The organism is uncultured Campylobacter sp., from assembly GCF_937997535.1.
Taxonomy (GTDB): Bacteria; Campylobacterota; Campylobacteria; order Campylobacterales; family Campylobacteraceae; genus Campylobacter_B.
The window spans coordinates 1-25,981 of the sequence record NZ_CALKTT010000029.1 but is presented as its reverse complement, the minus strand read 5'-3'; the positions used below and the strand labels follow the sequence as shown (position 1 = coordinate 25,981).

Sequence of the window (25,981 nt, the reverse complement as noted above, 5' to 3'; positions counted from 1 at the left end):
CGGCGTCATCCACTCGATACCAGCACCCGTGCTATAGCGCTCCTCCTCGTTCCAGTCATGATCGCCGATCATTCCGTAGTCAAAAAACGTTACAAAGCGCATTTTAAGCCTATCAACTACCGGAAAGCTTAGCTCAAAGGAGTTATTGAAGCTCTGCATACCGCCCGTTTCGATATAGCGGCAATTATTTGCATTTAAGCAGATCTCTTTTTTCGGGATACTGCGACCTTCGTAGCCTCTAATGCTTTTCATTCCGCCTAAGAATAGCTTTTCGTTGATAGGGATTTTTTTATTACCTTCCCACATATAGCCCGTTGCAGCTTTGTATCTAAAGATAATGTCGTGATCTATATAATCTCGCAAGCCAAAGTAGTAGTTAAACGACCCTCGCGCCTTGGTGTAGTCCATATCGCCGCCAAGACCCGCGTATTCTAAGCTAGCACTTGCGATCATACCGCTTCTTGGCAAGTAATAATCATCGGTGCTGTTGTATGTAATAGACGGGATGATCGAGCTTTTTAAATTCTTGCCATCTAGATAGCCCGCTTTGGCGTAATATTCGTTTAAGCCCTTAATCTCGCTTTTTTCTAGATAATATGTAAGGCTTACGTCGGTATTGCGCCCAATCTTGCGACCGCCCGTGATTGAAAATCCGTAAGATTTCTCATCGTAATCGTCCCAGTCGTAATCGTTGGCAAAGATCGATCCGCCCAAGCTATACTCAGAATCAAACACTCTAGGATTGGTTAAACTCAAACGCCCACTTAGCTGATCGTCGCTCTTTTCGACCGAAAATGCGCCGTGAAGGCCGGTGCCGAATACGTTACGATCACTGATACCGCCGCTAAGTAAAATTCCATCCTCGCTGCCATATCCGATACCACCCGTGATAGAGCCTGTAGGAGCTTCTTTGACTGCGACTTCAAGATCGATCTGATCGTTAGAAACGCGGTTTTCTTTAATCTCAACCTCATCGAAATATCCCGTGCGTTTTAAAGAATTTAACGAATCGTTGTAGTCGGTTTTGCTATATAAATTTCCCTCGGTCAGATACATCTCGCGGCGGATGACCTTATCCTCGGTCTTATCGTTGCCCGAAATCGTTACGTTTCTAATATAGACTTTATCCTCTGGGATAACCTGATACGTGATAGCAACCGTGCGAGCTTCTTTGTCCTGCTTAGTCTTAGGCACAATACGCACATAGGCGTATCCCTGATCCGCGACTAAAGTCTCTAGCGTATTCATATCGCGGCGCAAACGCTCGGAATTCATTGTATCGCCCTTTTGAAGCTTAAAATCGTCCAAAACTTTTTCTTTATCAAGCTTGATTATATCTGCAGGATACTCGATATCTACGGAGCTTACGGTGTATTGCTCGCCCTCGCTGATGTAGTAGGTAAGATCGGCAGTGTAATTATCCATATCGGCATTAAGTAGTGGCGCCGAAACCTGCGCGTCTAAGTAGCCTTTTTTATAATATTCTTCTTGAATTCTATTTGCGTCGTTAGGAAGCTCGGCGGTTTTTACCTTGCCGTCGTTAAAGCCCCACATCCAGCCCAGCATCTCGCGTTCTTTATTGGCGACGGATGGCTCTATATCGTCATAATCGAGCTTGTCTGCGCCTACTAAATTTACCTTATCGATGATGATATTTTCGCCGCGATTTACCTCGATCGTTAGTAAGATGACCGATTTATCGTCGTTTATCGGCTTTGGATAAAATTCCACCACGGTGTCGAAAAAGCCCTTGACTTCGTAGTATTGCTTGATGCGGGTCTCCGCTTTTTTAGCAGCTACCTCGTCGTAAACCTGACCCGGACGCAAGCCGATGAGCTCGTTTATCTTATCGCGATCATTGGTAACTACGTTTTTGATCTCGACCTTAGCGATAGTCGGTTTTTCGGTTACGTTGATAGTGACCGCGCCGCCTTGTTCGCTGATATAAACGTCGCTGAAATAGCCCTGCTCAAATAGCTTCGAGATCGCAGCATTGGTGTTCTCGCCGTTAAGCTCATCGCCTACCTTAAGTCCTGAAATTTGCTGTGCGACCTGTGGAGAAAGATGCCTAAGACCTTCAAATTTAATGGATTTGATCTGTGCGGCGCACGCCACGGAAATCCCGCCTACTAAGAGTAAAAAAACGCTTTTTTTCATAAAATTTTACCTAAAAACGAAAATAATTTGCGTATAATACCACATTAAAATTAAAACTTGCATATATCAAAAAGGAATTTTATGAAGATAGGAATTATCGGTCTGGGTCTCATCGGCGGCTCTCTTGGGCTATGTCTAAAAAGCACCAAAATCATTAGCGCCGTCTATGGCTGCGACATCAGCCGCGAAAACGAAAAAGAAGCTCTGAAACTTGGGCTCGTGCATGAAATTTTAAGCCTAGAGCAAATGAAGCAAAGCTGCGACGCGATCTTTCTTGCAATCCCCGTGGAGGCAATTATTGAGACGTTGCAAAAACTAAGCGACTGCAGAAGCGAGACGACGATCATCGATCTGGGAAGCACGAAATTTAAAATTTTGCAAAACTGCCCTCCGCAGATCAGACGAAATTTCATCGCAGCTCACCCAATGGCTGGTACCGAAAACTCCGGCCCGCAAGCGGCATTTAAAGAGCTTTTAAACGGCGCAGTAGTCGTTATCTGCGACGATCATGGTGCGGATGAAGTGCATATCAAACGAGCGGTCGAAATTTTTTCGTTCGCGGGGATGAAGATCGTATTTATGGACGCAAAAAGCCACGATCACCACGTAGCGCTCATCTCACACCTGCCGCATGCGATCAGCTACTCGCTCGTAAACAGCGTACTAAAAGAGGAAAATCGCCGCAACATCATAAATTTAGCCGGCGGCAGCTTCTCGGGCATGAGCCGTATCGCCAAGAGCTCGCCGCAGATGTGGGTCGATATTTTCAAGCAAAACCGCACGAACCTCTTAGGCGCGATCGATGCTTTTAAAAATGAGCTTGAAATTTGCGTGCAGATGATTCGTGACGAGCGCTGGGACGAGCTTGAGGCGTGGATGTATGAAGCGCGCAAGCTAAGGGATATTATTTAAAATTTCAGCGCGACCTGACTGCGCGACGGGAGCTGCAAGAACGCGCCTTTAAATTCTAAAATTTCGCCTTCAAATAGCCTGCGTAATTCAAACAGCCCGCTTAAATTTAAATTTTAATCCGCGCTATCCCGACACAAACTCAAAAATCTATGCATTCCTGCGTGAAAATTTTCTTTGAGGGAAACTCCAGCGCGCAAAGCCTCGCCTTCTCGCCCCAGTGCTTTTTATAAACACAGCCCAGATCGATATTTGCGCTAAATTCCGTAATGACGGGCTTTTTTACCGGCGTGTGCCCGTAGACGTTAAAAATTCCATCATTCACGCTATCATCTCCGCGCCCGCTTAGCACGTGAGCGGCAAAGCTTTTCGCACGCTCTGCATCGTGTCTAATCCCCCACGCGCGACCCACTGCGGAATGCGATACGACGAGCGCGCGACCGCTTTCATCGCGCAAATCATACTCGAGGTAAATCGGCAGCCGCGAAACAAACCGCAGATGCTCCTTGCATTGCTTCACGCCTCCGTGACGATAATACGACGCTAGCGTCGCCTCACCGCCGTTATTAAATAGCCAGCTTTCGTCCAGGCTAGAAAACGCGTAAGGGTCATTTGAGCTCGTAAATTTGCCCGTCTTTGCGCACCTTAGTGCAGTTTTTGCGTTGCCCACAAAGCGCTTTTCGTGATTGCCCATCACCGCGTCATATCCGCGAGTGCGCACTAGCTCAACCACATCCGCACTCGCAGGACCTCGGTCGATCAGATCGCCAACGAAGCAAATTTTGCTATCAAATTTATGCGGCAGCTGTTCTATTAACGCCAAAAGCGATCTGTAGCAGCCGTGCACGTCGCCGATGATGTAGATATTTTCCATAATTTTTCCTTAAATTTTAACGCCCTCGCCTTTTAACGCGCGGGCTGTGATTGTAAGCGGTAGATAAAAGCTCTGCGCTAAATTTTAAAATTTCGCGCGCTAGGACTTGGACGGATAAGCCCGCTTTAGGACCTCAGCTACGACGATCATAAAAAGAACGATAGATATTAATGCGCTAAGCAATGCGGAATAGAAGTCAACAAGGTGTGTATCCGAAATGCAAACGGCCGCAATTATTATCCCTAAATATGGCGATAGTATCCAAATCGCCACGATCGGCAAAAACAGATTGACGAAAAAATTCACAAGCCTATCAAAATCCTTTAGCTTTTTGGCAAGCACCGCGCAAACCCCGCAAAAAGATATCCACAAAAATATGAAATATACGCACTTCTGCTGTAGCCATTCTATGGGATCGTCATCCCAGACGCTAGACGTGTCAAAAATCCGCCATACCACAAAATCGCCCAAGCTCGAAATATTCATCAAGCAAAAACCCATCGAAAACGCGCAGGCTATAATTTTTAAAATAATCATCAGAGTTCCTAAAATTCTAAATTTAGCTAAAAAATTCCTCGATCAGCCGAGTCATTTCGCTCTCGGTGGCGACGTGGTTGATCTGCTCGCGAAAGCTTGCAGCGTTTTCGCGCCCCTTGGAGTATTCGTGCAGATGCTTGCGAAATATCGCTACGCCGCGCATGCCGTAGTGGCTAAGCATTTGAGAGAAATGATAGAGCACGACTTCCCTTTTTAGCGCGTCACTTGCCTGTTCGCCCATTTTGATCTCGCGAAAGATCCACGGCCTACCGATGACCGCGCGACCGATCATCAGCGCGTCCGCACCGCTAAGGTCTCGCACTGCGAGCGCATTGGCGGAGTTTATGTCGCCGTTTGCGATCACTGGGATTTGCAGCGCGCGTTTGGCTCTTGCGATCGCGCCGTAATCCACCGCCGCGCTGTATCCGCCCGCTCTGGTGCGCCCGTGGATGGCGATAAAATCGGCTCCGGCGCTCTGTACGGCACGCGCGATATTTTCGATATCCACGGCGCCAAAGCCCAGCCGCACCTTCGCACTCGTAAATTTTTTATTCGAATATTTTTTGATCGTCTCAACCAGGCGCGATAGGCGCGGCAGATCAAGCAGCAGCGCCGAGCCGGCACCCTGCTTCACGACTTTAGGAACCGGACAGCCGCAGTTTAGATCGATACCGTCGATACCGTCAAATTTATTGATGAGCAGAACCGCCTTTTTTATGATTTCCGCATCGCTGCCTGCGATCTGCACGAAAAATGGGGTTTCGGCGGCGTTTTTTTCGAGCATCTTTAGCGTCTTTTCGCCCTCGAAAACAAGGGCGTTTGCGCTTATCATCTCGCTTACGGTCGCGTCGCAACCGAATTTTTTCACTACGCCCCGCAGTGGCGGATCCGAGAAGCCCGCCAAAGGCGCCAAAAATAGAGGGTCCCTTTTAAAAAAATCTTCCGTCATTTTAAATTTCTCATTTTGATTTCGTTTGAATTTAAACCTTTAAATTTAATACCGCAGCGCTTGCAGCGGGTTTTGCCGCGAGCTTTAAATTTTAAATTTCATAGGCTACGTATTCGCATTTAGGCGCGAATTTTATTTTTAAGCTTGGCTAATTTACGTGGCGGCAAAAACGGCAGTAAGAATGATCGCCACCAATTTTATTTGCGCGGCGAACCCAGCAAGCAGCTTGCAAAACGCCGCACGGATTTTAAAATTTCAGCACTTTTATTCAGCTAGCAAGTCTTGCGCTTTATGTTTAAATTCTAAATTTCATCGCATAAATGCAAAACCCGTTTACACGCGCACTACGCAAGCAAATCTTTTAAATTTTACCACTTGCGCGCATTAATTCTTTCGATAAATTCTAAAATTTTAAATTTGCGAGAGTTAGAATTTTACCCGCACTTTAAAATTTATCGCGCAGGCTGCGTTTAATAGACGCAAAGAGCTTAAAGGCAGCCTCTCTTACCCGCATAAAACGAACTCGTAAAATTACCGAGCTAAAATAACAGCGACGCAGGGACGTTTTTGCCGTTGTCTCGCAAAAATAGCAGAATTTTAAACTTCTCAAACTCGTCGCCGTCGGCGAGGCTTAGCTGCTCTCTAAACTCGTCAATCATGCCAAGCTCATATAGCGCGTACAGATATGCCTCGGTCGCTTCTTGATTCTCGTTTTTGAGCCGCTCGAAAAAGGCTTTGTATTGCTCTGGAGCGAGATGATTTTTTAGCTTTTTGGCAAAGCCGATAAAATCCTGCTCGTTAAATTTTTCATTATTTACGAGATCGAAAAGCTCCTCGCTGCTGATCTCAAAGCTCGCGTCATTTACCGCGCGATCCACTAAAATAGTTACCTCGGCTATATCTTGAGGAATTTTATAGGCCTTGATCTTATCGTAGCTTCCTTTGGCAAGCGCTACGGCATAGGCTTTTTTAGTGATATTTTCGCTATAAATGCCCTTGGTTTTTAAAATTTCATACGCATACGCAGGCTCGGCGTCGAGGCGGTTGAGTTCGTTTTGCAAAAATAGTCCGTTATCTTTAGGAAGTTTATATTTTCGCAGATCCGCCACTTCGCCGTTTTTAACCTTCTCAATAACGCCTATGACCTCTTTTAGATCCTCATTTTTGACATCTATGCCGGTGCTATCGTACCACGGAGATAAAATTTTAGTAAGCTCGCTCGGGTCTTTAAAATACTCGGTTTTAAAGTCTTTATTGGTATCAAGACCCAGCAAAACCTCTTTACTCATCGCATCGTATGCGCTTAGATCCTTTGCGATCGCCCTTTTTGTGCGATAAAAAGCAAAGCTATGAAAAACGATATGAAAAATCGCCAAAATCATATATAAAATTAACGGCAGTACGATCCACACCGCCACAGGAAGCGTAAGCGTAAAACCGAAAAGCCCCAGTGTATAGCTACTGCTTTGCTGCGTAAAAACTAAAATCGCGACGATTGCGATATAGACGATCGAATATAAAAAGAATTGCTTGGTTTTCATAGCTAACTCCTATTTTGCTTTTCCGCCTGTTCCTTGCACGAAATGCACAATCTCGCCTCTGGATTTACCTTAAGACGCTCTAAACTTATCTGCTCGCCGCAGCTCTCGCAAAGCCCATAAGTGCCGTTTTCGATACGTTTAAGCGCGCTTTCGATCTCTAAAAATGCCTTTTGTTGATTAACATTGAGCGAGTATTCGATGCTTAAATCCGTATTCATACTCGCTACGTCAAAATCATCCGCAGCTTTATTTTCGCGCAATTCCGAAATTTCATTTACAGAGCTATTAATATTGGCGATGAGTTGCTCTCTTTTTTCTTCTAAAATTTTCTTGTAAAATTTCAACTCGTTTTTCTTCATTACTTCCCTTTATTTGTGATATGGATGGTTTGCGTTAATGCACAATGCGCGAAAAATTTGCTCAAAAAGCAAAAGTTTAGCGATTTTATGCGCTAACGTAAGCCTGCTAAGACTGATTATTTTATCGGCTTTTGCCTTAAAATTTTCACTAAGCCCATAAGCGCCACCGATGAAAAATGACACGCTACTTTTATCCTTTAGCATACTCGCAAATTCCATGCTATCTAGCTCCTGTCCGCACTCATCCAAAGCTACGACGTATCCGCTAAGGCGCGGCAGATAAATTTCATCGTACGCCATAAGTGCGAGCTCGCGAGACGCGCTCTGGGCACGAGCGATATTAGCATTAAAAAACGTCTCATCTCGCACCGCGGCAAATTTAGCCGCCATTTTTTTATAATCGCTTATCGCGCCTGCGAACTCGTCCGCGCCCTTTTGGATGGAATTTACCGTTATCTGCACTACTCTTCGCTTCCCTCTTCGTGCAGCGATTTGTCACTCGTGTCGTCAATCTGCACGGCGTTTTTGCTAAGCACGTTGATTATATCGCTTAGATACTGCCTCATCTCGGCTCTAGGCACGATCGCATCAATTAATCCATGCTCAAGCAGAAATTCCGATCTTTGAAAGCCCTCGGGCAGATCCGCGCCGATAGTTTGCTTGATGACGCGCTGTCCGGCAAAGCCGATGAGAGCGCCGGGCTCTGCGATGATAATATCTCCCAGCCACGCAAAGGACGCGCTCACGCCGCCCATCGTAGGATCGGTAAGAACGGAGATGAAAGGAATTTTATGCTCGGATAAAATTTTAAGCGCGGCAGAGGTTTTACTCATCTGCATCAGCGAAAAGGTGCTTTCTTGCATCCTCGCGCCGCCGCTTGCGCTTACGATGATTAGCGGCTCGTTTTTATCGAGGCTACGCTTTACGGCACGCACGATCTTTTCGCCCTCCACGGAGCCCAGGCTTCCGCCCATGAAGTTAAAATCAAACACCACGAGCTGAATTTTTTGGCGACTTATGGCGCCCTCGCCCGCGATCACTGCGCTAAGCCTGCCCGTTTTTTCTTTGCTCTCGGAGATGCGCTTTTTGTAGGATTTTTTATCGACGAATTTTAGCGGATCAACGGGCTGCAAATTTTTATCGAACTCCACGAACGAGCCTTCGTCGCAAATCAGATTGATGCGAGCCTGCGCGTCAAAGCGAAGATGATAGTTGCACTTCGGGCAAACGCTATGATTTTGCTCGACCTCTTTGCTATACATCAGTGCGCCGCATCCCGGGCACTTTATCCAGTGCGTAGGAGCTTCGCTCGGCGCAGGTTGCGTCCTACGTATTTTTGAAAATAGATCTCCAAAATTCATATGATTTCCTTTAAATTCTATGAAATGAAACTTCTGATTATAACCTAAAATTCTTTATTTAAATTTATATATGAATTTCGCTAAAATAGGAAAATGCAAGGATTTATATTAAAAACGACCAAGGTTAGGGACGAGGACTGCATCGTGGACGTGCTAAGCGAAAGTGCGCTCGTGCGTGCGTACCGCTTCTACGGCGCGCGCCATTCAAACATCATCCAGGGCTATAAAATCGACTTCGAGCTCTCGCAAAATCAAAATTTCCTCCCTCGTCTTAGCGGCGTGATGCATCTGGGATACGCGTGGCTAGGAAGCCGCGAGAAGCTGCTATTTTGGCAGCAATTTATGCGGCTTTTACACGCACATCTAAAAGATGCCGAGCATCTGGATAAATTTTATTACGAGCTGCTAAACCGAGCTGCTGTGCGCTTCGGCAAACAAAATCCGCGCCGTATAATCGTAGAAAGCTATGCCGAAATTTTAAAATTTGAGGGGCGATTGCACGACGAGCCGTATTGTTTTTTATGTGATGAGGAAATTTTAGAAAATATCGCGCTATGCCGCGGCTTTTTGCCTGCGCACGAGCATTGCGCACAAAGAGTAGGCTTTGCGCAGGATGAAATTTTAGAATTTTTACGAAGCAAAAAGACGCTAAATTTAAACGACGAAACAGTAGAGAGGCTCTACGACATAACGCTTGAGGGGCTTTGATCTGTAGCGCGTTTGATGAAGACGTGAAATTTCAAAGCTTGGGCGCTAAATTTAAAATTTCGTAGAATTTCAAAATTTTATGAAGGGATGGCTTTGCGCTTTATTTGCTTTGCTAACACAAAGCCGAATAATCCCGCATTGCGCGTAGTTTGCATTAAATTTTAACTAAACTAACTAAAAAGCTTTTTCATCGCCTTAAAAAACATTGCGGTGAGCGGATTTGATTTGCCTGAGACCTTTGCGATCCAGCTCTCGTAGGTCTCGCCTTTACTTTTTAAAAAGTCCACGAGCGCCTTTTGGCTAGCCTGCATACCGCCGTTTCTTTCGGCATCCAGCAACGCCCTATAAATTGGCTCTATAGTTTCAATCGCGGATCTTGGCGGAGCCTTGCGAAATGCCGTGTATTCGGTGATCTGCCCTGTCACGGGATCTTTTTTAGAAGTAAATTCCGTAATGACCCAATAAAAGCGCCCATCTTTGGCTAAATTTTTAACCACGGCGGTAAAATCCTTGCCCTGCTGTATCGTATCCCACATGAGCTTAAACGCTATGCGCGGCATGTCCGGGTGTCGTATGATGTTATGCGGCTGCCCTAAAAGCTCAAGCTCACTATAGCCGCAAATCATACAAAAATACGGATTTGCAAACGTGATAATGCCCTTCGGATCGGTTTTGGAAACGATATAGCGCTTCTCATCGAGTTTGATTTCCTGATTAATCGGAGTCGGTCTTTGCATTTTTAATCCTTTGCTTAAAAATTTATTGCAGAGTATATAAAATTTTTCTTTTCAGAAATATTAAATTTTCGTTAAATTTTTATAAATGTTAAATCTTTAAGTGAATTTTTAAAATTTAATGTATAATCTCAAATCAAAATTTCAAAAGGCAGCGCGTTGAAAAATCCCTTCCTATCGCTTAAATACTCAAATTTTAGAATTTATTGGATCGGGATGAACCTCTCGCTGATCGGTTCTTGGATGCAAAGCGTCGCGCTGCCGTGGCTAGTGCTAAGCATCACCGCAGACGCTTTTAAGGTCAGCCTCGTAGCTGCGGCGAGGTTCTTGCCCGCGCTACTTTTCACGCCGTTTTCCGGTGTACTGCTCGATAAGTTTAATCGCAAAAAGATCCTTTTGCTCGCTCAAATAGGCATGGCGGTGACTGCCTCAATTTTCGCGGTTATGAGCTTTTGCGAGCTATATTCTTTCGGCAAAATTTTATTTTGCGCTTTTGCAAGCGGCATCTTTACCAGCATGGATGCCCCGAGCCGTCAGTCGATGGTAAAAGACCTCATCGACTCGCCCCGCGATCTAGCCAACGCCATAGCGTTAAATTCTATGTCCTTCAACGTCGCTCGTATTGCAGGACCCGCACTTGCGGGGATCGTGATGGCGCTGTGGGGCGTGGGCTTTTGCTTTTTATTCAATGCGCTTAGCTTTTTAGGCATCATCGTTTCGCTGTTTTTCATAAGAATTCCGCCATCCGTTACTACGCTATCTAGCAGAAGCGGAGGCGTTTTTGCCTCGATCGGTGCTGGAATTTCGTATGTATCGCACAAAAAAACTCTAAGCGAGCTAATGATAATAGTGCTTATCGTAGCGACGCTGGTGCCAAATTACAACGTAACAATCTCGGCGCTTGTTAAGCTTAGCCTAGATGCGGATGAGCGAAGCTTTGGATATTTGATGTCGGCTCTGGGCGTGGGAGCCTTTTGCGGCGCGCTTTTCGTAGCAATTTTTGATAAACTTGGCATCCGTAAAATCAGATCGTGCGCGATCGCTATGGGGGTGAGCTTAGCTCTTACTGGGGCTGCGAATTCCTTCGCATGGGCCGCAGCAGGGCTTGCCGTGACGGGGTTTCTTTTCGTAATCACAAACTCAAGCATCAACTCCACCGTGCAAATGCACGTAAGCAACGAATTCCGCGGGCGCGTACTTAGCTTATACGCGCTATTTTTAATAGGTAGTACGCCATTTGGAGCGCTCATATCGGGCTTTTTTACCGAGCTACTGGGCGCTCGCGTAGCCCTTGCGATCTGCGGTGCAATTAGCATTTTGCTACTGCTGGCGCTATTTTATGGCTTTAAAATACGGCACAGGACGAATTTTATCTTTCGAGATAAAGTCTAAGCCAAAAGCTGCATTATCAAAATTAACCTTATTTTTACGATGAAGCCTTAGAATTCCTACCAAAATTTAAAGGTAAGGAGTTTTTATGAATAGACGAAATTTCTTAAAAAGTACCGCCGCGATCGGCACGCTAGCGACGCTAAATCTAAATTTAAATGCTAGCGCGGTCACCGGCGGAACGGAAAAGAAAGTCGCCAGCGTCTGCGAGATGTGCTCCTCGCGCTGTCCTATCGAGGTGACCGTCAAAGACGGCCGCGGCGCTTTAATCGAGGGCAACCACAGGTTTTCAAACAAAACCTCCGTCTGCGCTCGCGGCGGAGCGGGCATCAATCAGCTCTACGACGATCAAAGGCTCATTAAGCCGCTCATTCGCGTAGGCGAGCGCGGCGAGGGCAAATTTAAAGAGGCGAGCTGGGACGAGGCGCTTAAAATTTGCGCGCAGAGGCTAGACGAAATTTCGCAAAAATACGGCCCGCAAAGCGTAGTTTTTACCTCCAAAACGGGCGAGCACCACACTCAGATGATGAATTTCGCCTGTGCCTACGGCAGCCCGAACATCTACTCGCACTGGTCCTGTTGTCCGATCACCTACAATATCGCCGTACCGCACACCTTCGGCACCAACATGCAAAGAGACTACGGCGATGCAAAATATATCGTAAATTTCGGTCACAACCTTTTTGAGGGCATCGACATCTCAAAAACCAAAAAGCTCGCAAAAGCCGCAAGCAGAGAGGACGTAAAGCTTTTGGTTCTCGATCCGCGCTTTAGCGTCGTAGCTTCCAAAGCTGACGAGTGGCTGCCGATAAAACCGGGAACCGACGCGGCGTTTTTGATGGCGCTAATCCACGTCTGGCTGCGCGATAACAAATACGACAAAAAATTTATCGAACAATACGCCGTGGGGCTAGAGGAGCTAAAGCAGTCCGTTAAGGATACGACGCCGCTTTGGCAAGAGGGCATTACGGGGATCAAAGCGGACAAGATCGAGCGCATCGCAAATGAAATTTACGCTGCGGCTCCCGCAGTCGTAATTGATTGGGGTCATAAAACCACGACCGCCAAAGCCGAATATATCCGCACGCGCGCCATCGCGATCGCAAACGCGCTGATGGGAAACGTCGAGAAAAAGGGCGGAATTTACTTTTCTAAAGACTCTAAAACCTTCAACACGCTTTGCAAAGAGGATCTATTCCCTACCATCTCAAACCCGGATAAAAATTTTAAAATTCCAAAGACCGCGCGTATCGACGGCTGCGGCGAAGAAGGTAGCGAAAATTTCTTCGTGCCGCGCAAACACGGTGTTTTGATGCAGATCGCGCCTACGATTTTAAGCGAAAAACCGTATCCTGTAAAAGGCTGGGTCAGCACGCGCTTTAACCACCTCATCAACGTTGCGGGCGTGGATAAGAGCGTAGAGGCGATCAAAAAGCTAGACTTCGTGCTCGCAATCGACGTGTATATGAGCGACTTCGCGTGCCTAGCCGACGTGATCTTGCCCGAATCCACATATTTGGAGCGCGACGAGTCGATTCAAAACAAAGGCGGCACCGCGCCTGGATTTGTGATGCGAAACAAAGCCGTTGAGCCGGTGGGCGATACGAAGTGCGGCTATGAAATTTTTAGAGAGCTTGCGAGGGTGATGAAGATCGATAAAGACTACACCTGGAACAACATCGACGAATACCGCATGCAGCAAGCCAAAGGTAACGCCGAGCTGATCGCAAATTTAATCAAAAACGGCTACGTAAGCTACAAGGTACCGAAGCTGTATTACCGGGAGCCAAAGCTCGTGGCTAAATTTATCGATAAATATCCTGCCGCGGCGGAGTTCGTGGACGAAAACGGCGAGATGAGCTCGCAGATGAAATTTAAAACCCCGAGCGGCAAGATCGAGCTTTTCGCGCCAAAAGTGGAGGAGCTTTTTGCGGGATACGGCTGCTTAAATACCGAGGGTATGGACGTATTCGGCGGGCACAAATACTGCCTAATGACCGGCAAGACCGCGCTTCATACCAACGGTCACACGCAAAATATCAAAATTTTAAACGATATGATGAGCGAATCGCCGGTTTGGATCAGCCCAGCTTCTGCAAAAGCGGAGGGGCTAAAGACGGGCGATATCGTAAAGCTCAAAAATAAATTCGGCGAGCAAAAGGCTAAAATTTTCGTCACGCAAGGCATCAGGGACGATTGCCTATTTTTATACCACGGCTTTGGGCACGTAAGCCCCGGGCTAAAGCGCACGAACGGCGTAGGCACCAACCAAAGCGTCCTTCTCGATCCCGCTGCGGGTCCTGTGGTAAGCACGATGGTAACCAACGTCGGCGTCGATATAGTTAAAATTTGAAAGGGGCGGTTATGAAAAAACTCATAATGATTCACGACGAAAATTTATGTATAGGTTGCCAAGCCTGTTCGGTTGCGTGTAGAAACGAAAACGGCGTACCGAGCGGCGTTTATAGGCTGCAAGTGCACGGCAAAACAAGCGGCGTTTTTCCAAATTTAAAGCTTGATTACTCGCGCGCTAGCTGCGTTATGTGCGAGGACAGCCCCTGCGTGGACGTCTGCCCTACGGGAGCGAGCTTTAAAACCAAAGACGGCGTAACGCTCATAGACGAGAGGCTTTGCGTCAGCTGCAAATACTGCATCCTGGCCTGTCCTTACGACGCCAGATTTGTCGATCCTATCACGCACGCTATCGGCAAATGCACCTTTTGCTACACGAACCGCACGAGCAAAGGCTTGCAGCCTGCATGCGTAAGCGTGTGCCCAACGGATGCTTTAACTTTCGGCGACGTAAATGACGTAAATTCCGAGGTAAGCAAACAGCTAGCCAAAACGAGCGTAGAATATCCCAAAGCGTATCTAAACACCAAACCGCGCCTAGCGAATATCAAAAACAAAAAAGGGGGACGCTATGAATAATATGTGGGGCGATATGAGCCAATACTCTGAAATTTACTGGCCTTGGCCGATTGCAATTTATCTATTTTTGGCGGGTCTTAGCGCGGGAGCGACTATGGTGGCGCTTTTAGTCAAATGGAACCGCCACGAAAGCGAGCAAAATTCTATCTGGGACGCGATGATTAGAGCGGGTGCGATCACGGCGCCGCTTACGATCTGCGCGGGGCTTTTGCTTTTGATCTTTGATCTGGGCAAGCCATTTAGCTTTTATCTTTTACTGATCAAATTTAACTTCGGCTCCGTAATGAGCATAGGCGTGGCGGCGCTTTTAATCTACGTGCCGCTTAGCTTTGTATTTGCGCTATGCGTATTCGGCGAGGAAATTTGTAAATTTAAACTGCTCGCCTTTCTGCGACCTATCGTGAATTTACTAAGCTCGTTCGCCAAAGCATCCAAAGCTTTCGAGCGAGTTTTATTTATCCTTGCTCTTTGCGTGGGCGCATATACGGGCTTTTTACTAAGCGCGGTGATGAAAATTCCGCTTTGGAATACGCCTGTGCTGCCGATTTTATTTCTGCTATCCGGCTTTTCCAGCGGCATCGCGGCGAGCATTTTAGTGGGGCTTTTGTTTTTTAAAGGCTCGTTAAACAAAGATAGCATAAAATACCTTTTGGTGCTTGATCTGCGCGCGATACTATTTGAAATTCCGCTTTTATTCATTCTGTTTGTCGGGATGTATTTTGAGGGCGGCACTAGCGCGCTTGCGGCACAGCAGGCTTTGACGCACGAGGTTTACGGTAAAATTTTCTGGATCGGCGTTTTAGGCACGGGGCTCATCGCTCCGATCATCATCGCCTTTACGGCGCTGAAAAACCACGCTTACAAGCCTGCGTTTATAGTTTTAAATTCTTTCGTCGTGCTTTGCGGCGTCATTCTGCTTCGCTACTACATCGTATATGCGGGGCAAATTTGCACGGGAGCGTAGTCTCGCTCCCGATTTAGGGAACGGGTTTGAAAATTTTACTTTTAGAAGACGATTTTGAATACAGAAGCAGCGTAAGCGAGTATCTCGCGGAGCTCGGCTACGAGGTGGACGAATGCGAAAGCGGCGACGCAGCCTGCGATAAGATCGCCGCGAATACATACCACTTGCTGATTTTAGACATCAAGGTGCCGGAGGTTTCGGGCGAAGAGGTGCTTAGATATGCGCGAAACCTCGGTCTTAACACTCCCGTTATGATGATGACCTCGCTCGGCGACATCGATGATTTGAGCCAATGCTACGAGCTTGGTTGCAACGAATATCTAAAAAAGCCCTTTCATCTAGCCGAGCTTAAATTTAGAGTAAGCGAGCTGATGCGAAAGTATTTCGGCGACGAAAAGGGCGCCGTCAAGATCGCGGATAAATTTCACTACTTCGCAAATTTAAAAATTTTAAAACGCGCGGACGAAGAGATATCGCTAAGCGCCAAAGAGATCAAAATCATAGAATTTCTGCTCGCCAATATCAAAAGATTCGTTAGCGTCGATGTGCGCGTACATATCAGCAACCTCCGCTCCAAAACGAGCAACGACTTCATCCTCTCCAGCCGCGGACTCGGATATAAGATCAATGCTTAAAGGGTTTAAATTTACGCTTTTTAGCGCGATCTTCATCATCGGCGCCTTCATAAGCGAGAGCCTTTATATCATCTATTTAAATTCCAAAATCGAGGAGAGCGCCGACGTCGCCGAGCTGATACAAAAAAGCGGCGAAGCCCTAGCCGGCGCGGATCTGAATCTAAAAGACGAGCTAATCTACGACTACGCGATCCTAAATGCAAACGGCGAAATTTTAAGATCAAACCTAAGCGTCCAACCGCCGGATTTTGCATTTATCACGCTGAAATTTGGCGGACGGGTATTTTTTAAGCGCCACTTTCTACATGAGGGCAAGCTGCATTTTTTTGTCATCTCAAAAAAGATAAGCTACGCAAAGATAGAATTTATCGCGATCTCTACGATCTTTATCACGATTTTTGTAGCGCTCATTATCGCGCTGTTTAACTACAAAATCATAAAAAATTTCTACGCGCAGCAAAGCAACCTCATCAAGGCGTTTTTCAACGACGCGATGCACGAGCTAAAGACCCCCCTAGGCGTCGCGCTCATCAATACCGAGATGCTTGGGCTGCGCGATAAACACACTGCGCGAATAAAATCCGCGCTCAAGCAGATGGTAATTACTTACGAGGACGTGGAGTACTTCATCAAAAGCGGCAAGATGAGCTTCAAAAGCCGCCGCATCGATATGAGCGAGTTTTTGAGCGCTAGGATAAATTTCATCTATCTGGTCGCAAAAAGCAAAAACATAAGCTTACAATCGCGAATAGCGCCCGACGTGAGCGTTTTTATGGACGAAACCTCGCTAATGCGCCTCATCGACAACACGCTAAGTAACGCCATAAAATACTCGCGCCCAGGCGGCAAGATCATCATCGCACTGGAAAAAGGGGTGAGCATAGCGGTCTTTAGCGTGCAGGATTTCGGCATCGGCATAAAGGATACGAGCGCGATCTGGGAGAGATACTCGCGCGAAAATGCGGCTCTTGGCGGATTCGGCCTCGGGCTAAACATAATCGATAAAATTTGCAAGCGCTACGGCATCGCAAAAAGCGTCAGCTCGAAACTCGGTGAGGGCAGCACCTTTTGCTACAAAATCCCGCTGTTTAAGCAGAAGCTTTTGGACTAAAACGGCGCGTAATTTTAGGCGTAAATTTTAAAATTTAGAAGTGAAATTTGCGCGGATAGGGCTTTTTAAATTTTATTTTAACGCGACTTTTCAGCCGCCTTTTGCTTCCCTGCTGCGTAAATAATATTCTTCCAATGGATAATTTAAATTTCCGCAGTTGTCCAGCTCAAAACCCTGTTTTATATCAAACGGCGCCTTGTTTCTCTCCTGGTAATATTCTTTGATCTTTTCAGAAAAATTCATTCTATCAAATAAGTATTCGGAATGATTGCGTTGTATATAATTTTTATAAATTAAAACAAATCTATCTAACAATATATGAATATTTGGTCCTTTATAAGCGCCGTCTAGAATAATTATCGGTCTATCAAACCCGGCACTCATATCTTTCAAATTTATTTTTAAATATTTCTTTGGGTCGGTTTTTTTAGCTTTTAGTTTATTCATAAAAATTTCCTCGAACGTCTCATTATTATCATGATGCTTTTTTAATACTTCAAACCAATTAGATAAATTTATGTTCTCTAGTTCATAGTATGCAATTTCATATGAGCTACGCCAAGAACTGCCATAGGCGTAGGTCCTATAATCATTGATCATTTGTTCTAGTTTTAACTCATAATCCAAATACTGTCCTATCGCTCTTTTATACAGCTCCTCTTTGGGCAAAATTCTGTTTTCTTTGAGGCAATAGCCTTGCTTGTATTTATTGTAATCGGGGAGGGAAACTATCGCAAAGCCTCGTGAAGTGGAGTAATCGGGAATTATACGGATAAATACGGCGCAAAGTATTATTATAAGAAGCAGCGTGCCAGCCAGGGCTTTAAATTTAACGGATTTATAAAATTTCATACCGACGCTCCTTTTAAAATTTAAAATTTCAGCGCAAATTTCCGAGATCATGCGATTAAATTTAAAACGCTGCACCGCTGCGATAAAGCAGATAAGCTACAAAATGCCTAAATTTAAATCTCGCCGCTAGCCTTCGCGGTGCAAAATTATATAGCCCAGCTTCGTGCCGTTTTCGTCCGAAAACGCCCTCACGTAAAAATAGTGGCCGTCCTTTTTGATAAAGCTCTGCGCCCCAAAATCAAGCGTCGCCAAAATCGACAAAACGTCGTAATCCGGCGCGCTATTTACGACGATAAAGTCCTTGATAACGCCTATTTTATCGTAAAAGCAGTCGGTCTCGAACCTCTTATCTACGAGGATAAAAATATCGTTTCCCATGCGGTTGATCTGCGCGATGACATGCTCGAAATCGAGCATTATCTCGGCGCTTCCGATAAATTTACCGTCGCTAAAAACAGGCGAAATTCCGCGCATAAAAACCCCGCATCGCCCCATCTCCACAAGCGCTTTAGGAAGCAGGCTCTGGCGGATCTGCAAAAGCGAATGGCGAAAGGAGCTCAGATCGTCGTTGTAAAATTCGTCGCTCCAGCTTCTGGCCAGGCTTCTGGTATTTTGCGTATGAAAATGTATCTTCACGCCCGTATAGAAGGGCACCGCACTCAAAATGTCTTTGTATTTTTTCGTCACATCCATACACTCGCCGTGTTTGCCGCTCTCAAAGCAGCGCACCACGTCGCTGTTCTGCGATAAAATCAGCGAGATCGCAAAGGCGTTTAGCTTCTCTTCATCGACGATCTTTTCAAAAAGACTCGCGCTAAAATCGAACTGCTGCTTGATTTTTATCTCGTTTTCCTCGCTTTTAAAGCGCAGGTAAAACGCAAAGGTGGCGACGCAGCAAGCAAGCGCGAAAAGGCTTAGGTATTTTTTGGAGCGCGCGCCTATCATCTAAATTCCATTTTTAAATTTGCCGCTAAAATTTCTGCAAATTCGCTAAATTCCGGCAGATCGAGTTTGCCGTTTCGCATCTTTTTTCCCCAGACGGACTCAGGGAAAAAGCTGTCATTTTTGAAGCGCGCCTGGACGTGAAAATGCACGCGCGGCACGTAGTTGGCGAAGCTTGCGATGTTGATCTTATCGGGCGCGTAAAACTCCCGCAGGCTCTTTTCGCACTGAAGCACGGCGCGCCACAGATGCGCCAGCGTCGCCTCGTCGCAATCGCTAAGCTCCTTAAATTTCGCTTTCGTAAAGACCTTCACCCACGGCACTTCGTGCTCCTCGCGCTGTACGTAAATCATCTCATCTTCGTAAATCATCGCGTTCTCCTTGAAAACGGAATTTTAATGCAAAGCCCATTAAAGCTCGGTAAATTCCTCTTACATAAATAATATACTAAAATACATTAATTAAATATATCTATAAAATCTCGATATATTCGTAATTTTTATGTTATAATTCTGCCTTTTAAAAGGAATATATATGAAATCAGTTTGGGTAATGATCCTATGCGCCGCGGCGATTTTGATGATTACGATGGGCATTCGTATGTCATTAGGTCTTTTCGTGCAACCTATAATGCAAGCAAATTCCCTATCCATCGCGCAAGTAAGCTTTGCGATGGCAACTACGCAGCTGGTATGGGGCTTTTCGCAACCGCTTAGCGGGATACTTGCAGACAAGCTCGGTGCCTACGTCGTACTGTTTTGGGGCAGCGTGCTTTTGGCGATTAGTTGCGCTCTTGTGCCGTTATTTAGCAGCGAAAGCGCGCTTGTATTAACGATGGGTTTTGGGCTTGCACTGGGGCTTGGCGCGGGTAGTTTTCCGATTCTAATGAGCCTAATGGCAAAGCGCCTGCCATTTTCTATCCGCTCGGTTGCTAGCGGAGTGTTAAATGCAGGCGGCTCGTTCGGGCAGTTTTTATTTGCGCCTATGATTGGGTTTTGCATCGCAACGCCCGCTTTGGGATACGGCGGCGCATTTTTTACGCTTGCAGGGCTTAGCTTGTTAATTCTGCCGCTTGCGAGGCTTTTAGCAGGCGGTAAAATTCTATTTGGCGAGCAAACCAGCCTGCATGAAGAAGATAAGCGCAGCTTAGGCGAAGTGCTGCGTTTAGCGCTGCGCGATAAAAGCTATATTTTGATAAATTTAAGCTTTGCTACGTGCGGTTTTCACGTAGCGTTTTTAGTGACGCATCTGCCTAACGAAGTAGCACTAAGCGGGCATGGCGCGCAGGTAGCGTCCTTTTCGCTCGCACTGATTGGCATCGCAAACATCGTAGGCAGCTTATTCGTAGGATGGTGTGTTTCCAAAGTGCAATGTAAAGTCATTTTATTTTGCATATATGCCCTACGTATCGCTCTTATTGGTGCTTATGTGCTCTCACCCAAAGATAGCCTTACGTTTTATATCTTCAGCGTGGGATTAGGATTTACCTGGCTAGCGACCGTACCGCCTACTGCGGCTGCCGTCGGTAAGCTATTAGGGACTCGATATTTAGCAAGCCTATTTGGATTTACGATGCTTTCGCATCAAATCGGCGGATTTTTTGGCGCATATATCGGAGGTCTTGCGGTGCGAGCATACGGCGCGTATGATTATATGTGGTATTTAGATATGACGCTAGCGGCTATTGCAGCTCTGCTAAGCCTGCCTGTGCGTGAAGCTAAGATGAAGCACGTGAAATTTTGAAATTTACGGACGGAATTTTCGCGAAATTTTGCAAGCTAAATTACGACAGAATTTTGAAAATTTTAAAATTTATCGGATTTTATGTTTCGCACGATGAAATTTCACTTTAGCTTTAAAATTCCGTTGCGATAATGCGATAAAATGTAAAATCCGCTTATGCTTTCAAATTTAGCCGAGAGGGGCTTTTAAATTTTATAGAATTTTGAAATTTTAAAATTTCGGCTCGCGCAGCATTTTAAGAGCCGGCGCGAGAGCATCTGCAAAGCCTTTAAATTTTTCAAATTCCTCCGCGCTAAGCTCTGCGCTAAACTCCGCCCCCGCAGCACCGAAGCTTGCTTCATAAACAAAACTCGATTTTTTTAAAAAATGTTCAAATTTAGCTACCGCCGCAAACGGCACGAAAAACGCGCACTTCTTACGCAGCACGAATTCCACTAGCTCTGCGGCATCCGCAGCGGCGTCTATCGCGGCATTCGCGCTACTAGCGTATGCGCGCACGAGCCCGCCCGTGCCTAGCTTGATCCCGCCGAAGTAGCGCACCACGAGCACCGCGGCGTTAATCAATTCGGCGCCGCGAAGCGCATTTAGACACGGCGCACCCGCGGTCGATTTGGGCTCGCCGTCGTCGCTCGAGTTTTCTACGATCTGCCCGGGCTCATTCAGCGCGCGATACGCCCAGACGATATGCCGCGCTTTAGGATGCTGCTGCCACAACTGCGCACGCAGCGTCTCAAAGCTCGCTAGCGGCGCTAGATAGGCGATGAAGCTTGATTTTTTGATCTCCTGCGCGGCGCTGATCTCTTTTTCAATCGTTTTCAAGGCTTTCCTTTGCGGAATTTTATCTTTTTTGCATTATAATAAAAGTTCAAAAAAAGATCAAAGGAGCTTCATGATCCAGACCTGTTTATTTCCCGCGGCGGGCTACGGCACGCGCTTTTTGCCCGCGACCAAATCGCTACCAAAAGAGATGCTTCCGATCCTTACCAAACCGCTCATTCACTACGGCGTGGACGAGGCGCTGGAGGCGGGCATGGATAATATGGCTTTCGTCACGGGTCGCGGCAAACGCGCGCTGGAGGATTATTTTGACCGCAGCTACGAGCTGGAGGATCAAATTTCAGGCAGCAGCAAGGAGTATCTGCTCGACGAGATCAGGGCGCTTATGAAGCGCTGCACCTTCTCTTTCACGCGCCAAGAGCAGATGAAGGGGCTCGGCAACGCGATTTACACGGGTAAAATTTTAATCCGCGACGAACCTTTCGGCGTGGTGCTCGCAGACGATCTGTGCGTGAACGAAAACGGCGAGGGCGTGCTTGCGCAGATGGTTAAAATTTACGAAAAATACCGCTGCAGCGTCGTTGCGGTGATGGAGGTGCCGCCGCAGGACGTAAACAAATACGGCATCATCGCCGGCAAAAGCATCAGCGACGATCTGATAATGGTCTCGGATATGATCGAAAAACCGGAGCCCAGCGAGGCTCCGTCGAGCTTAGCCATCATCGGGCGCTACATCCTAACGCCTAATATTTTCGATCTCATCGAACAGACGGCGCCAGGTAAAAACGGCGAAGTACAGATCACCGACGCGCTTTTGAAGCAGGCTCAAAACGGCGTGGTGATCGCGTATAAATTTAAAGGCACTCGCTTCGACTGCGGCTCAGTAAAAGGCTACGTGGAGGCAATCAAATATTTCTACGAGCGAGAATTCGGCGATGGTAAAAAATGAGCTGTTTTTCCCGCTGGCAAAAGAGGGCGCGCTAGAAGAGATAGCGGCAAAGATCCGCGCCGAATACGAAAGCGGCGAGATAGGCTACTACCGCCTGCCGCAGCAAGGCGCAGGCGTAATAGCGCAGGCGCAGGAATTTTTTGGCGCGCAAAGCTACGACGGGGTCGTGCTTTTGGGCATCGGTGGCTCCAGCGTGGGCGTGCGGGCGCTTTATGAGATGCTGCGTCCGCGCGTAAGAAAGAATTTACGCTTTGAAATTTTGGATAATCTCGACGGGCACAGTGTAAACCGCGCGCTTGAAGGGTTAAATTTTGCTCGCACTATCTTCATAGTATCCTCCAAATCGGGCGGCACGATCGAGACGATCTCGCTTTTTAAGGTCGTTTTGCAGCGTTTTGGAATTTCAAATTTAAAAGCGCTAGCAAAAAATTTCATCTTCATCACCGATGCAGGCTCGCCGCTAGATGTCTTCGCGCGCGAGCACGGTGCCTGCGTGATAAATATGCCCGCTAACGTAGGCGGCCGTTTTAGCGTGTTAAGTGCGGTAGGGCTAGTGCCCGCAGTTGGGTTAGGTCTTGATGCAAGCGCGATGCTGCGAGGGGCTGCCGTCGCAAAAGAGCGGTATCTGGATGAAATTTTAGCAGGCGATCCCGCTAAAATCGCGGAGAATAAAATTTTACGAAAAGCCCATCACTACGCCACGCACAAAAGTGCGAAAATCAACATCCTTTTTAGCTATGGCGACGCGCTGCGCGCATTTGGCGAGTGGTATGTGCAGCTCTGGGCGGAAAGCCTAGGTAAAAAGATCGGCTTTAGCCGCGAGGGGCTTACTCCTGTTGGGCTTGTAGGCTCGCGCGATCAGCACAGCTTCCTTCAGCTCATAATGGACGGCGTAAAGGATAAGACCGTGACTTTCTTAAAGCTCACGGGCAACGGCACTACAGACGCGGTGCCTAGTATCAGTCTGCAAGGCCTTGAGGGCTGCGACTTCGTAAACGGCATGCGACTGGATGAGGTGCTAAATCTTCAGTGCGATGCTACACTGCAAGCCGTGCTGAATGAGGGTATCAGCGTCGATCTAATCGAGGTTCCGCAGCTTTGCGAACAGAGCGTGGGCGAGCTATTTTACTACTTCGAGCTGCTAACCAGCGCTACTGGAGCGATACTGGGCGTCAGCACTTACGATCAGCCGGGCGTCGAGGTAGGCAAGAGAATTTTAAAATCGCTAGTTTTAAAATCGCGAGATTAAATTTTGCTTCTATTTTACGGGGGTACGGAATTTCGGCGCGTTCGATTTTACTTAGGCTAAATTTTATAATTTTAAAATTTACGTCGCGAAATTTTGATTTCGCGCTATGAGCATTTGGAATTTTGTCGCAAAATTTCACGGCAGAATTCCAAGATTGCACCGCGAGGCGTAAAAATTTTGCGACTTGCGAGCGCGCAAGGAGATAAAATGAAAATCACAAGGATCGATCACTTCGTCCTAGTTACGGAGGATCTGCAAAAATGCGTGGAATTTTACGAAGGGATTTTGGGCTTAGAGCATGTTTGCGAGGGCGGCAAACACAGCCTGCGTTTCGGCTCCTCAAAGATCAATATTCACACCCGCGCGGGCGAGTTTGCGCCGTTTGCGGCGCGTCCTATCGCGGGCTCGGCGGATTTTTGTCTCATCTGTGAGGGGCAAAGCGCGCAGCAGCTCAAAACGGAGCTTGAAAGCAAAGGGGCGCAAATAGAGCTTGGCGTCGTGCCTCGCACGGGCGCGCGCGGCGCTATGCAAAGCATCTATCTGCGCGATCCCGACGGCAATCTCGTAGAGCTCGGCGTATATGAAAATAAAGAAGATTAGCGTGTAAATTTTAAAGGCAAAATTTCAAGCGGAGCATTAGAATTTAAATTTTCTAAATTTTACCTTTTTGCTAAATACCGACAAGGTGCGCGGGACGCTATCCAAATCTATATGCGTTTTGCGCATAAAATACTCTTTTAATTCCAGATACTCTTTTTCGCTATAAATCAAAACATTTATAATTCTAAGATCGCCCGTTTCGCCATATGTCACAAGCCGGTCATGAATACCTAAGCATCTGAAACTGCCATTTTTAAGATGCATCAATATACCCGCTCCGAATAGGCTAATTGCTATCATCGAAATTAGCGCGATCATCGCATGCATTCCGCGCATAACGTATGCGCCCAAAGGCCAAAGCGACAAAAATAGCATTTCAGGTATGCTTATCCTCTGCTGCCGGTCCCAGCGCGGATCAAAACTGACCGCAACGGCGCCGATTTGTTCAAGCTTCAAAGATTTATAAGTTTTATCTTCTTTGCGGTATTCGATCTCCGAATCGTTAAATACGAAATAGACGCCCTTTTGTTGCTTTCGCCTGATAAAAAACATTACCAAAGCGAAAGGAAGTAATCTAAAATTTTTGGGCTCAATAGGGTTTACTACGGTAACGACCGAGATAAAGAATAAACATCCTATAAGCGTAGCAATCGTGGAATATTTCATATAATCGTAAAAAGCATAGTCTTTTATTATTATCGGATTTTTGTCGTAATCTCTGGCTTTATAATTTTGCTGCAAAGAGCCGTTGTCATCCGATATAAAATTTTGCGGCTCCGCGTTGTTCTCAAAGGCAGAATTCTGAGCCGCTTCGGTTTCTAAATTGCCTTCTAAATTTAAAGCATCAGTAGCGGAATTCAGTGCTTTGGAATTCAGAGATTCGAAATTCGGGGGTTCGGAATTCAGGATTTCAAAATTCGAGGCTTCTAAATTCAAGGTTCTAGAATTCGAAACTTCAAAATTAGAGACTTCGGAATTTTTGGTTTCAGAATTTGAGATTTTAAAATTTTTTCCGTTAAAATTTTGTTTCAAGCCCCGCTTCGGCTCTTGATGTCGCTTTTGTAGTGGCCTTTTTAATTCCTCAAGCCTGCTTTGATCCATTTGCCGCCTTTAAATTTGATGGACGCGCCATTTTATACCCTCGCCGCTTAAAGCTCAGTAAATTTTACCGCGCGTCCGTCGCGCGCAGGCAAGCCCGACGAACCGAAACGATGCCGACGGATCAGGCGCCGCGAAACCGCCTTTTTGTACAAAGCTTTAAGCTGATCTGCGGGCCAAATTTCATCTCAAATCGCACAACCGCCTTCTGTGCCGGCGCTTGTCGCGTGAGATCACGCCCGAATAAGCATCATATCCGCCGCGGGCCGCACCGAGGCTTCGACGCCGTGCGGAAAAAAAGGCTCGGACGACAAAAGCCGCGCCTAGCCGTACAAATTTAGCGCGAGCTCGGCCGCTCAAGGCACTTGCAAATTTTATCTATACTTTAGCGTCTGTTTGCAAGCTCGCACAGTCCTTGCGCAGTGCGCTGAAATGGGGTGTCGCCCAATCCGATACAAAATCTAAAACGCGCCAAATCCGGACGATCTAGGCCTTAAAAATGCACTTTAAATTTCGCCCAAAAGCTTCTGCCGGGCTCATAAAGCCTCGTGCCGTTGGGGATAGTCTCGTAGCCTGCGATACCGCCGCCGTAGCCGCCTTTTGAGTTATGAT

Annotated in this window: 26 protein-coding genes; 12 read left to right on the top strand and 14 right to left on the bottom strand. The window is 46.7% G+C overall.

Translation table 11 applies throughout. The features are described from left to right. Positions 1-2,157 (bottom strand): outer membrane protein assembly factor BamA (gene bamA, locus Q0117_RS03030; protein ID WP_297922357.1); only part of this gene is annotated, 2,157 nt, incomplete at its 3' end. 81 nt (positions 2,158-2,238) lie between these two features. Between bamA and Q0117_RS03025 the strand changes: the two genes are divergently transcribed. Further along, entirely contained in the window at positions 2,239-3,069 is an 831-nt protein-coding gene (locus Q0117_RS03025; RefSeq protein WP_297922354.1) for a prephenate dehydrogenase, read from the top strand. Positions 3,070-3,208: 139 nt separating this feature from the next. Here the strand turns inward: Q0117_RS03025 and Q0117_RS03020 are convergent, their stop codons facing one another. The 7 genes from Q0117_RS03020 to accD form a co-directional block, all read right to left on the bottom strand. Beyond that, entirely contained in the window at positions 3,209-3,940 is a 732-nt protein-coding gene (locus Q0117_RS03020; RefSeq protein ID WP_297922351.1) for a metallophosphoesterase, read from the bottom strand. A gap of 99 nt (positions 3,941-4,039) precedes the next feature. Next, complete coding sequence (locus Q0117_RS03015; protein ID WP_297922348.1) at positions 4,040-4,477, bottom strand: hypothetical protein; 438 nt, start codon at positions 4,475-4,477, stop codon at positions 4,040-4,042. Positions 4,478-4,499: 22 nt separating this feature from the next. Continuing rightward, entirely contained in the window at positions 4,500-5,426 is a 927-nt protein-coding gene (locus tag Q0117_RS03010; RefSeq protein WP_297922345.1) for a tRNA-dihydrouridine synthase, read from the bottom strand. 539 nt (positions 5,427-5,965) lie between these two features. After that, positions 5,966-6,967 carry a LapA family protein gene (locus tag Q0117_RS03005; RefSeq protein ID WP_297922342.1) on the bottom strand — a complete coding sequence of 334 codons (1,002 nt, stop codon included), beginning with the start codon at positions 6,965-6,967 and terminating at the stop codon, positions 5,966-5,968. 2 nt (positions 6,968-6,969) lie between these two features. After that, positions 6,970-7,326, bottom strand: coding sequence for an RNA polymerase-binding protein DksA (gene dksA / locus Q0117_RS03000; protein ID WP_005872423.1), 357 nt, complete (start codon positions 7,324-7,326; stop codon positions 6,970-6,972). 9 nt (positions 7,327-7,335) lie between these two features. Continuing rightward, positions 7,336-7,788 (bottom strand): 23S rRNA (pseudouridine(1915)-N(3))-methyltransferase RlmH, encoded by a 453-nt coding sequence (locus Q0117_RS02995; RefSeq protein WP_297922339.1) that lies wholly within the window; start codon positions 7,786-7,788, stop codon positions 7,336-7,338. Continuing rightward, a complete protein-coding gene (accD, locus tag Q0117_RS02990; RefSeq protein ID WP_297922336.1) occupies positions 7,788-8,687 on the bottom strand; it encodes an acetyl-CoA carboxylase, carboxyltransferase subunit beta in 900 nt (299 codons plus the stop codon). The genes Q0117_RS02995 and accD overlap by 1 nt, the downstream gene beginning before the upstream one ends. Before the next feature lie 93 nt (positions 8,688-8,780). On the opposite strand from accD, the gene recO reads away from it, so the two are divergent. Beyond that, positions 8,781-9,395, top strand: a complete 615-nt coding sequence (gene recO / locus Q0117_RS02985) for a recombination protein RecO (protein ID WP_297922333.1) — start codon at positions 8,781-8,783, stop codon at positions 9,393-9,395. A 170-nt stretch (positions 9,396-9,565) separates the two neighbouring features. Here recO and Q0117_RS02980 read toward each other — a convergent pair whose 3' ends face one another. After that, positions 9,566-10,132, bottom strand: coding sequence for a PAS domain-containing protein (locus Q0117_RS02980; RefSeq protein WP_005870765.1), 567 nt, complete (start codon positions 10,130-10,132; stop codon positions 9,566-9,568). 156 nt (positions 10,133-10,288) lie between these two features. On the opposite strand from Q0117_RS02980, the gene Q0117_RS02975 reads away from it, so the two are divergent. The 6 genes from Q0117_RS02975 (at position 10,289) to Q0117_RS02950 (ending at position 17,159) form a co-directional block, all read left to right on the top strand. Then, the gene (locus tag Q0117_RS02975) at positions 10,289-11,521 is read left to right on the top strand and encodes an MFS transporter (RefSeq protein WP_297922331.1); all 1,233 of its coding nucleotides are present in this window, start codon (positions 10,289-10,291) and stop codon (positions 11,519-11,521) included. 85 nt (positions 11,522-11,606) lie between these two features. Next, positions 11,607-13,871 carry a thiosulfate reductase PhsA gene (gene phsA / locus Q0117_RS02970; protein WP_297922328.1) on the top strand — a complete coding sequence of 755 codons (2,265 nt, stop codon included), beginning with the start codon at positions 11,607-11,609 and terminating at the stop codon, positions 13,869-13,871. An 11-nt stretch (positions 13,872-13,882) separates the two neighbouring features. Further along, positions 13,883-14,449, top strand: a complete 567-nt coding sequence (locus Q0117_RS02965) for a 4Fe-4S dicluster domain-containing protein (RefSeq protein WP_297922324.1) — start codon at positions 13,883-13,885, stop codon at positions 14,447-14,449. Continuing rightward, complete coding sequence (gene nrfD, locus Q0117_RS02960) at positions 14,442-15,413, top strand: NrfD/PsrC family molybdoenzyme membrane anchor subunit (RefSeq protein ID WP_297922321.1); 972 nt, start codon at positions 14,442-14,444, stop codon at positions 15,411-15,413. Before Q0117_RS02965 ends, nrfD begins: the two co-directional genes overlap by 8 nt. Positions 15,414-15,439: 26 nt before the next feature. Further along, entirely contained in the window at positions 15,440-16,048 is a 609-nt protein-coding gene (locus Q0117_RS02955; RefSeq protein ID WP_297922318.1) for a response regulator transcription factor, read from the top strand. Further along, positions 16,041-17,159 (top strand): ATP-binding protein, encoded by a 1,119-nt coding sequence (locus tag Q0117_RS02950; RefSeq protein ID WP_297922315.1) that lies wholly within the window; start codon positions 16,041-16,043, stop codon positions 17,157-17,159. The genes Q0117_RS02955 and Q0117_RS02950 overlap by 8 nt, the downstream gene beginning before the upstream one ends. Before the next feature lie 90 nt (positions 17,160-17,249). Here Q0117_RS02950 and Q0117_RS02945 read toward each other — a convergent pair whose 3' ends face one another. The 3 genes from Q0117_RS02945 to Q0117_RS02935 form a co-directional block, all read right to left on the bottom strand. Further along, the gene (locus Q0117_RS02945) at positions 17,250-18,011 is read right to left on the bottom strand and encodes a hypothetical protein (protein ID WP_297922312.1); all 762 of its coding nucleotides are present in this window, start codon (positions 18,009-18,011) and stop codon (positions 17,250-17,252) included. 126 nt (positions 18,012-18,137) lie between these two features. Then, positions 18,138-18,956 carry a cache domain-containing protein gene (locus Q0117_RS02940; RefSeq protein ID WP_297894242.1) on the bottom strand — a complete coding sequence of 273 codons (819 nt, stop codon included), beginning with the start codon at positions 18,954-18,956 and terminating at the stop codon, positions 18,138-18,140. Continuing rightward, on the bottom strand, positions 18,953-19,324 hold the full coding sequence (locus Q0117_RS02935; protein WP_297922309.1) for an HIT family protein: 372 nt from the start codon (positions 19,322-19,324) through the stop codon (positions 18,953-18,955). Before Q0117_RS02935 ends, Q0117_RS02940 begins: the two co-directional genes overlap by 4 nt. A 163-nt stretch (positions 19,325-19,487) precedes the next feature. On the opposite strand from Q0117_RS02935, the gene Q0117_RS02930 reads away from it, so the two are divergent. After that, positions 19,488-20,696 carry an MFS transporter gene (locus tag Q0117_RS02930; protein ID WP_297922306.1) on the top strand — a complete coding sequence of 403 codons (1,209 nt, stop codon included), beginning with the start codon at positions 19,488-19,490 and terminating at the stop codon, positions 20,694-20,696. A 210-nt stretch (positions 20,697-20,906) separates the two neighbouring features. Here Q0117_RS02930 and Q0117_RS02925 read toward each other — a convergent pair whose 3' ends face one another. Then, a complete protein-coding gene (locus Q0117_RS02925; RefSeq protein WP_297922304.1) occupies positions 20,907-21,515 on the bottom strand; it encodes a YigZ family protein in 609 nt (202 codons plus the stop codon). 70 nt (positions 21,516-21,585) lie between these two features. Here Q0117_RS02925 and galU point away from each other — a divergent pair, with 70 nt between their 5' ends. The 3 genes from galU (at position 21,586) to Q0117_RS02910 (ending at position 24,271) form a co-directional block, all read left to right on the top strand. Continuing rightward, positions 21,586-22,422: a UTP--glucose-1-phosphate uridylyltransferase GalU gene (gene galU / locus Q0117_RS02920; RefSeq protein WP_297881144.1), complete on the top strand. Its 837-nt coding sequence runs from the start codon at positions 21,586-21,588 to the stop codon at positions 22,420-22,422. Further along, on the top strand, positions 22,409-23,671 hold the full coding sequence (locus Q0117_RS02915) for a glucose-6-phosphate isomerase (protein ID WP_297922300.1): 1,263 nt from the start codon (positions 22,409-22,411) through the stop codon (positions 23,669-23,671). The genes galU and Q0117_RS02915 overlap by 14 nt, the downstream gene beginning before the upstream one ends. A gap of 207 nt (positions 23,672-23,878) precedes the next feature. Continuing rightward, positions 23,879-24,271 (top strand): VOC family protein, encoded by a 393-nt coding sequence (locus tag Q0117_RS02910; protein ID WP_297922298.1) that lies wholly within the window; start codon positions 23,879-23,881, stop codon positions 24,269-24,271. Between the two features lie 36 nt (positions 24,272-24,307). Here Q0117_RS02910 and Q0117_RS02905 read toward each other — a convergent pair whose 3' ends face one another. After that, complete coding sequence (locus tag Q0117_RS02905) at positions 24,308-25,372, bottom strand: hypothetical protein (protein WP_297922293.1); 1,065 nt, start codon at positions 25,370-25,372, stop codon at positions 24,308-24,310. Positions 25,373-25,981: the final 609 nt, after the last annotated feature.

Bases quoted from the DNA above. Each gene is read 5' to 3' on its own strand.
- Q0117_RS02910 (WP_297922298.1), top strand. From the start codon at position 23,879: ATGAAAATCACAAGGATCGATCACTTCGTCCTAGTTACGGAGGATCTG.
- Q0117_RS02935 (WP_297922309.1), bottom strand. From the start codon at position 19,324: ATGATTTACGAAGATGAGATGATTTACGTACAGCGCGAGGAGCACGAA.
- galU (WP_297881144.1), top strand. From the start codon at position 21,586: ATGATCCAGACCTGTTTATTTCCCGCGGCGGGCTACGGCACGCGCTTT.
- Q0117_RS03010 (WP_297922345.1), bottom strand. From the start codon at position 5,426: ATGACGGAAGATTTTTTTAAAAGGGACCCTCTATTTTTGGCGCCTTTG.
- dksA (WP_005872423.1), bottom strand. From the start codon at position 7,326: ATGAAGAAAAACGAGTTGAAATTTTACAAGAAAATTTTAGAAGAAAAA.
- phsA (WP_297922328.1), top strand. From the start codon at position 11,607: ATGAATAGACGAAATTTCTTAAAAAGTACCGCCGCGATCGGCACGCTA.
- Q0117_RS02965 (WP_297922324.1), top strand. From the start codon at position 13,883: ATGAAAAAACTCATAATGATTCACGACGAAAATTTATGTATAGGTTGC.
- Q0117_RS03020 (WP_297922351.1), bottom strand. From the start codon at position 3,940: ATGGAAAATATCTACATCATCGGCGACGTGCACGGCTGCTACAGATCG.
- Q0117_RS02980 (WP_005870765.1), bottom strand. From the start codon at position 10,132: ATGCAAAGACCGACTCCGATTAATCAGGAAATCAAACTCGATGAGAAG.
- Q0117_RS03005 (WP_297922342.1), bottom strand. From the start codon at position 6,967: ATGAAAACCAAGCAATTCTTTTTATATTCGATCGTCTATATCGCAATC.
- Q0117_RS02915 (WP_297922300.1), top strand. From the start codon at position 22,409: ATGGTAAAAAATGAGCTGTTTTTCCCGCTGGCAAAAGAGGGCGCGCTA.
- Q0117_RS03015 (WP_297922348.1), bottom strand. From the start codon at position 4,477: ATGATTATTTTAAAAATTATAGCCTGCGCGTTTTCGATGGGTTTTTGC.
- accD (WP_297922336.1), bottom strand. From the start codon at position 8,687: ATGAATTTTGGAGATCTATTTTCAAAAATACGTAGGACGCAACCTGCG.
- Q0117_RS02905 (WP_297922293.1), bottom strand. From the start codon at position 25,372: ATGGATCAAAGCAGGCTTGAGGAATTAAAAAGGCCACTACAAAAGCGA.
- Q0117_RS03025 (WP_297922354.1), top strand. From the start codon at position 2,239: ATGAAGATAGGAATTATCGGTCTGGGTCTCATCGGCGGCTCTCTTGGG.
- Q0117_RS02940 (WP_297894242.1), bottom strand. From the start codon at position 18,956: ATGATAGGCGCGCGCTCCAAAAAATACCTAAGCCTTTTCGCGCTTGCT.
- Q0117_RS02945 (WP_297922312.1), bottom strand. From the start codon at position 18,011: ATGAAATTTTATAAATCCGTTAAATTTAAAGCCCTGGCTGGCACGCTG.
- nrfD (WP_297922321.1), top strand. From the start codon at position 14,442: ATGAATAATATGTGGGGCGATATGAGCCAATACTCTGAAATTTACTGG.
- recO (WP_297922333.1), top strand. From the start codon at position 8,781: ATGCAAGGATTTATATTAAAAACGACCAAGGTTAGGGACGAGGACTGC.
- Q0117_RS02930 (WP_297922306.1), top strand. From the start codon at position 19,488: ATGAAATCAGTTTGGGTAATGATCCTATGCGCCGCGGCGATTTTGATG.
- Q0117_RS02950 (WP_297922315.1), top strand. From the start codon at position 16,041: ATGCTTAAAGGGTTTAAATTTACGCTTTTTAGCGCGATCTTCATCATC.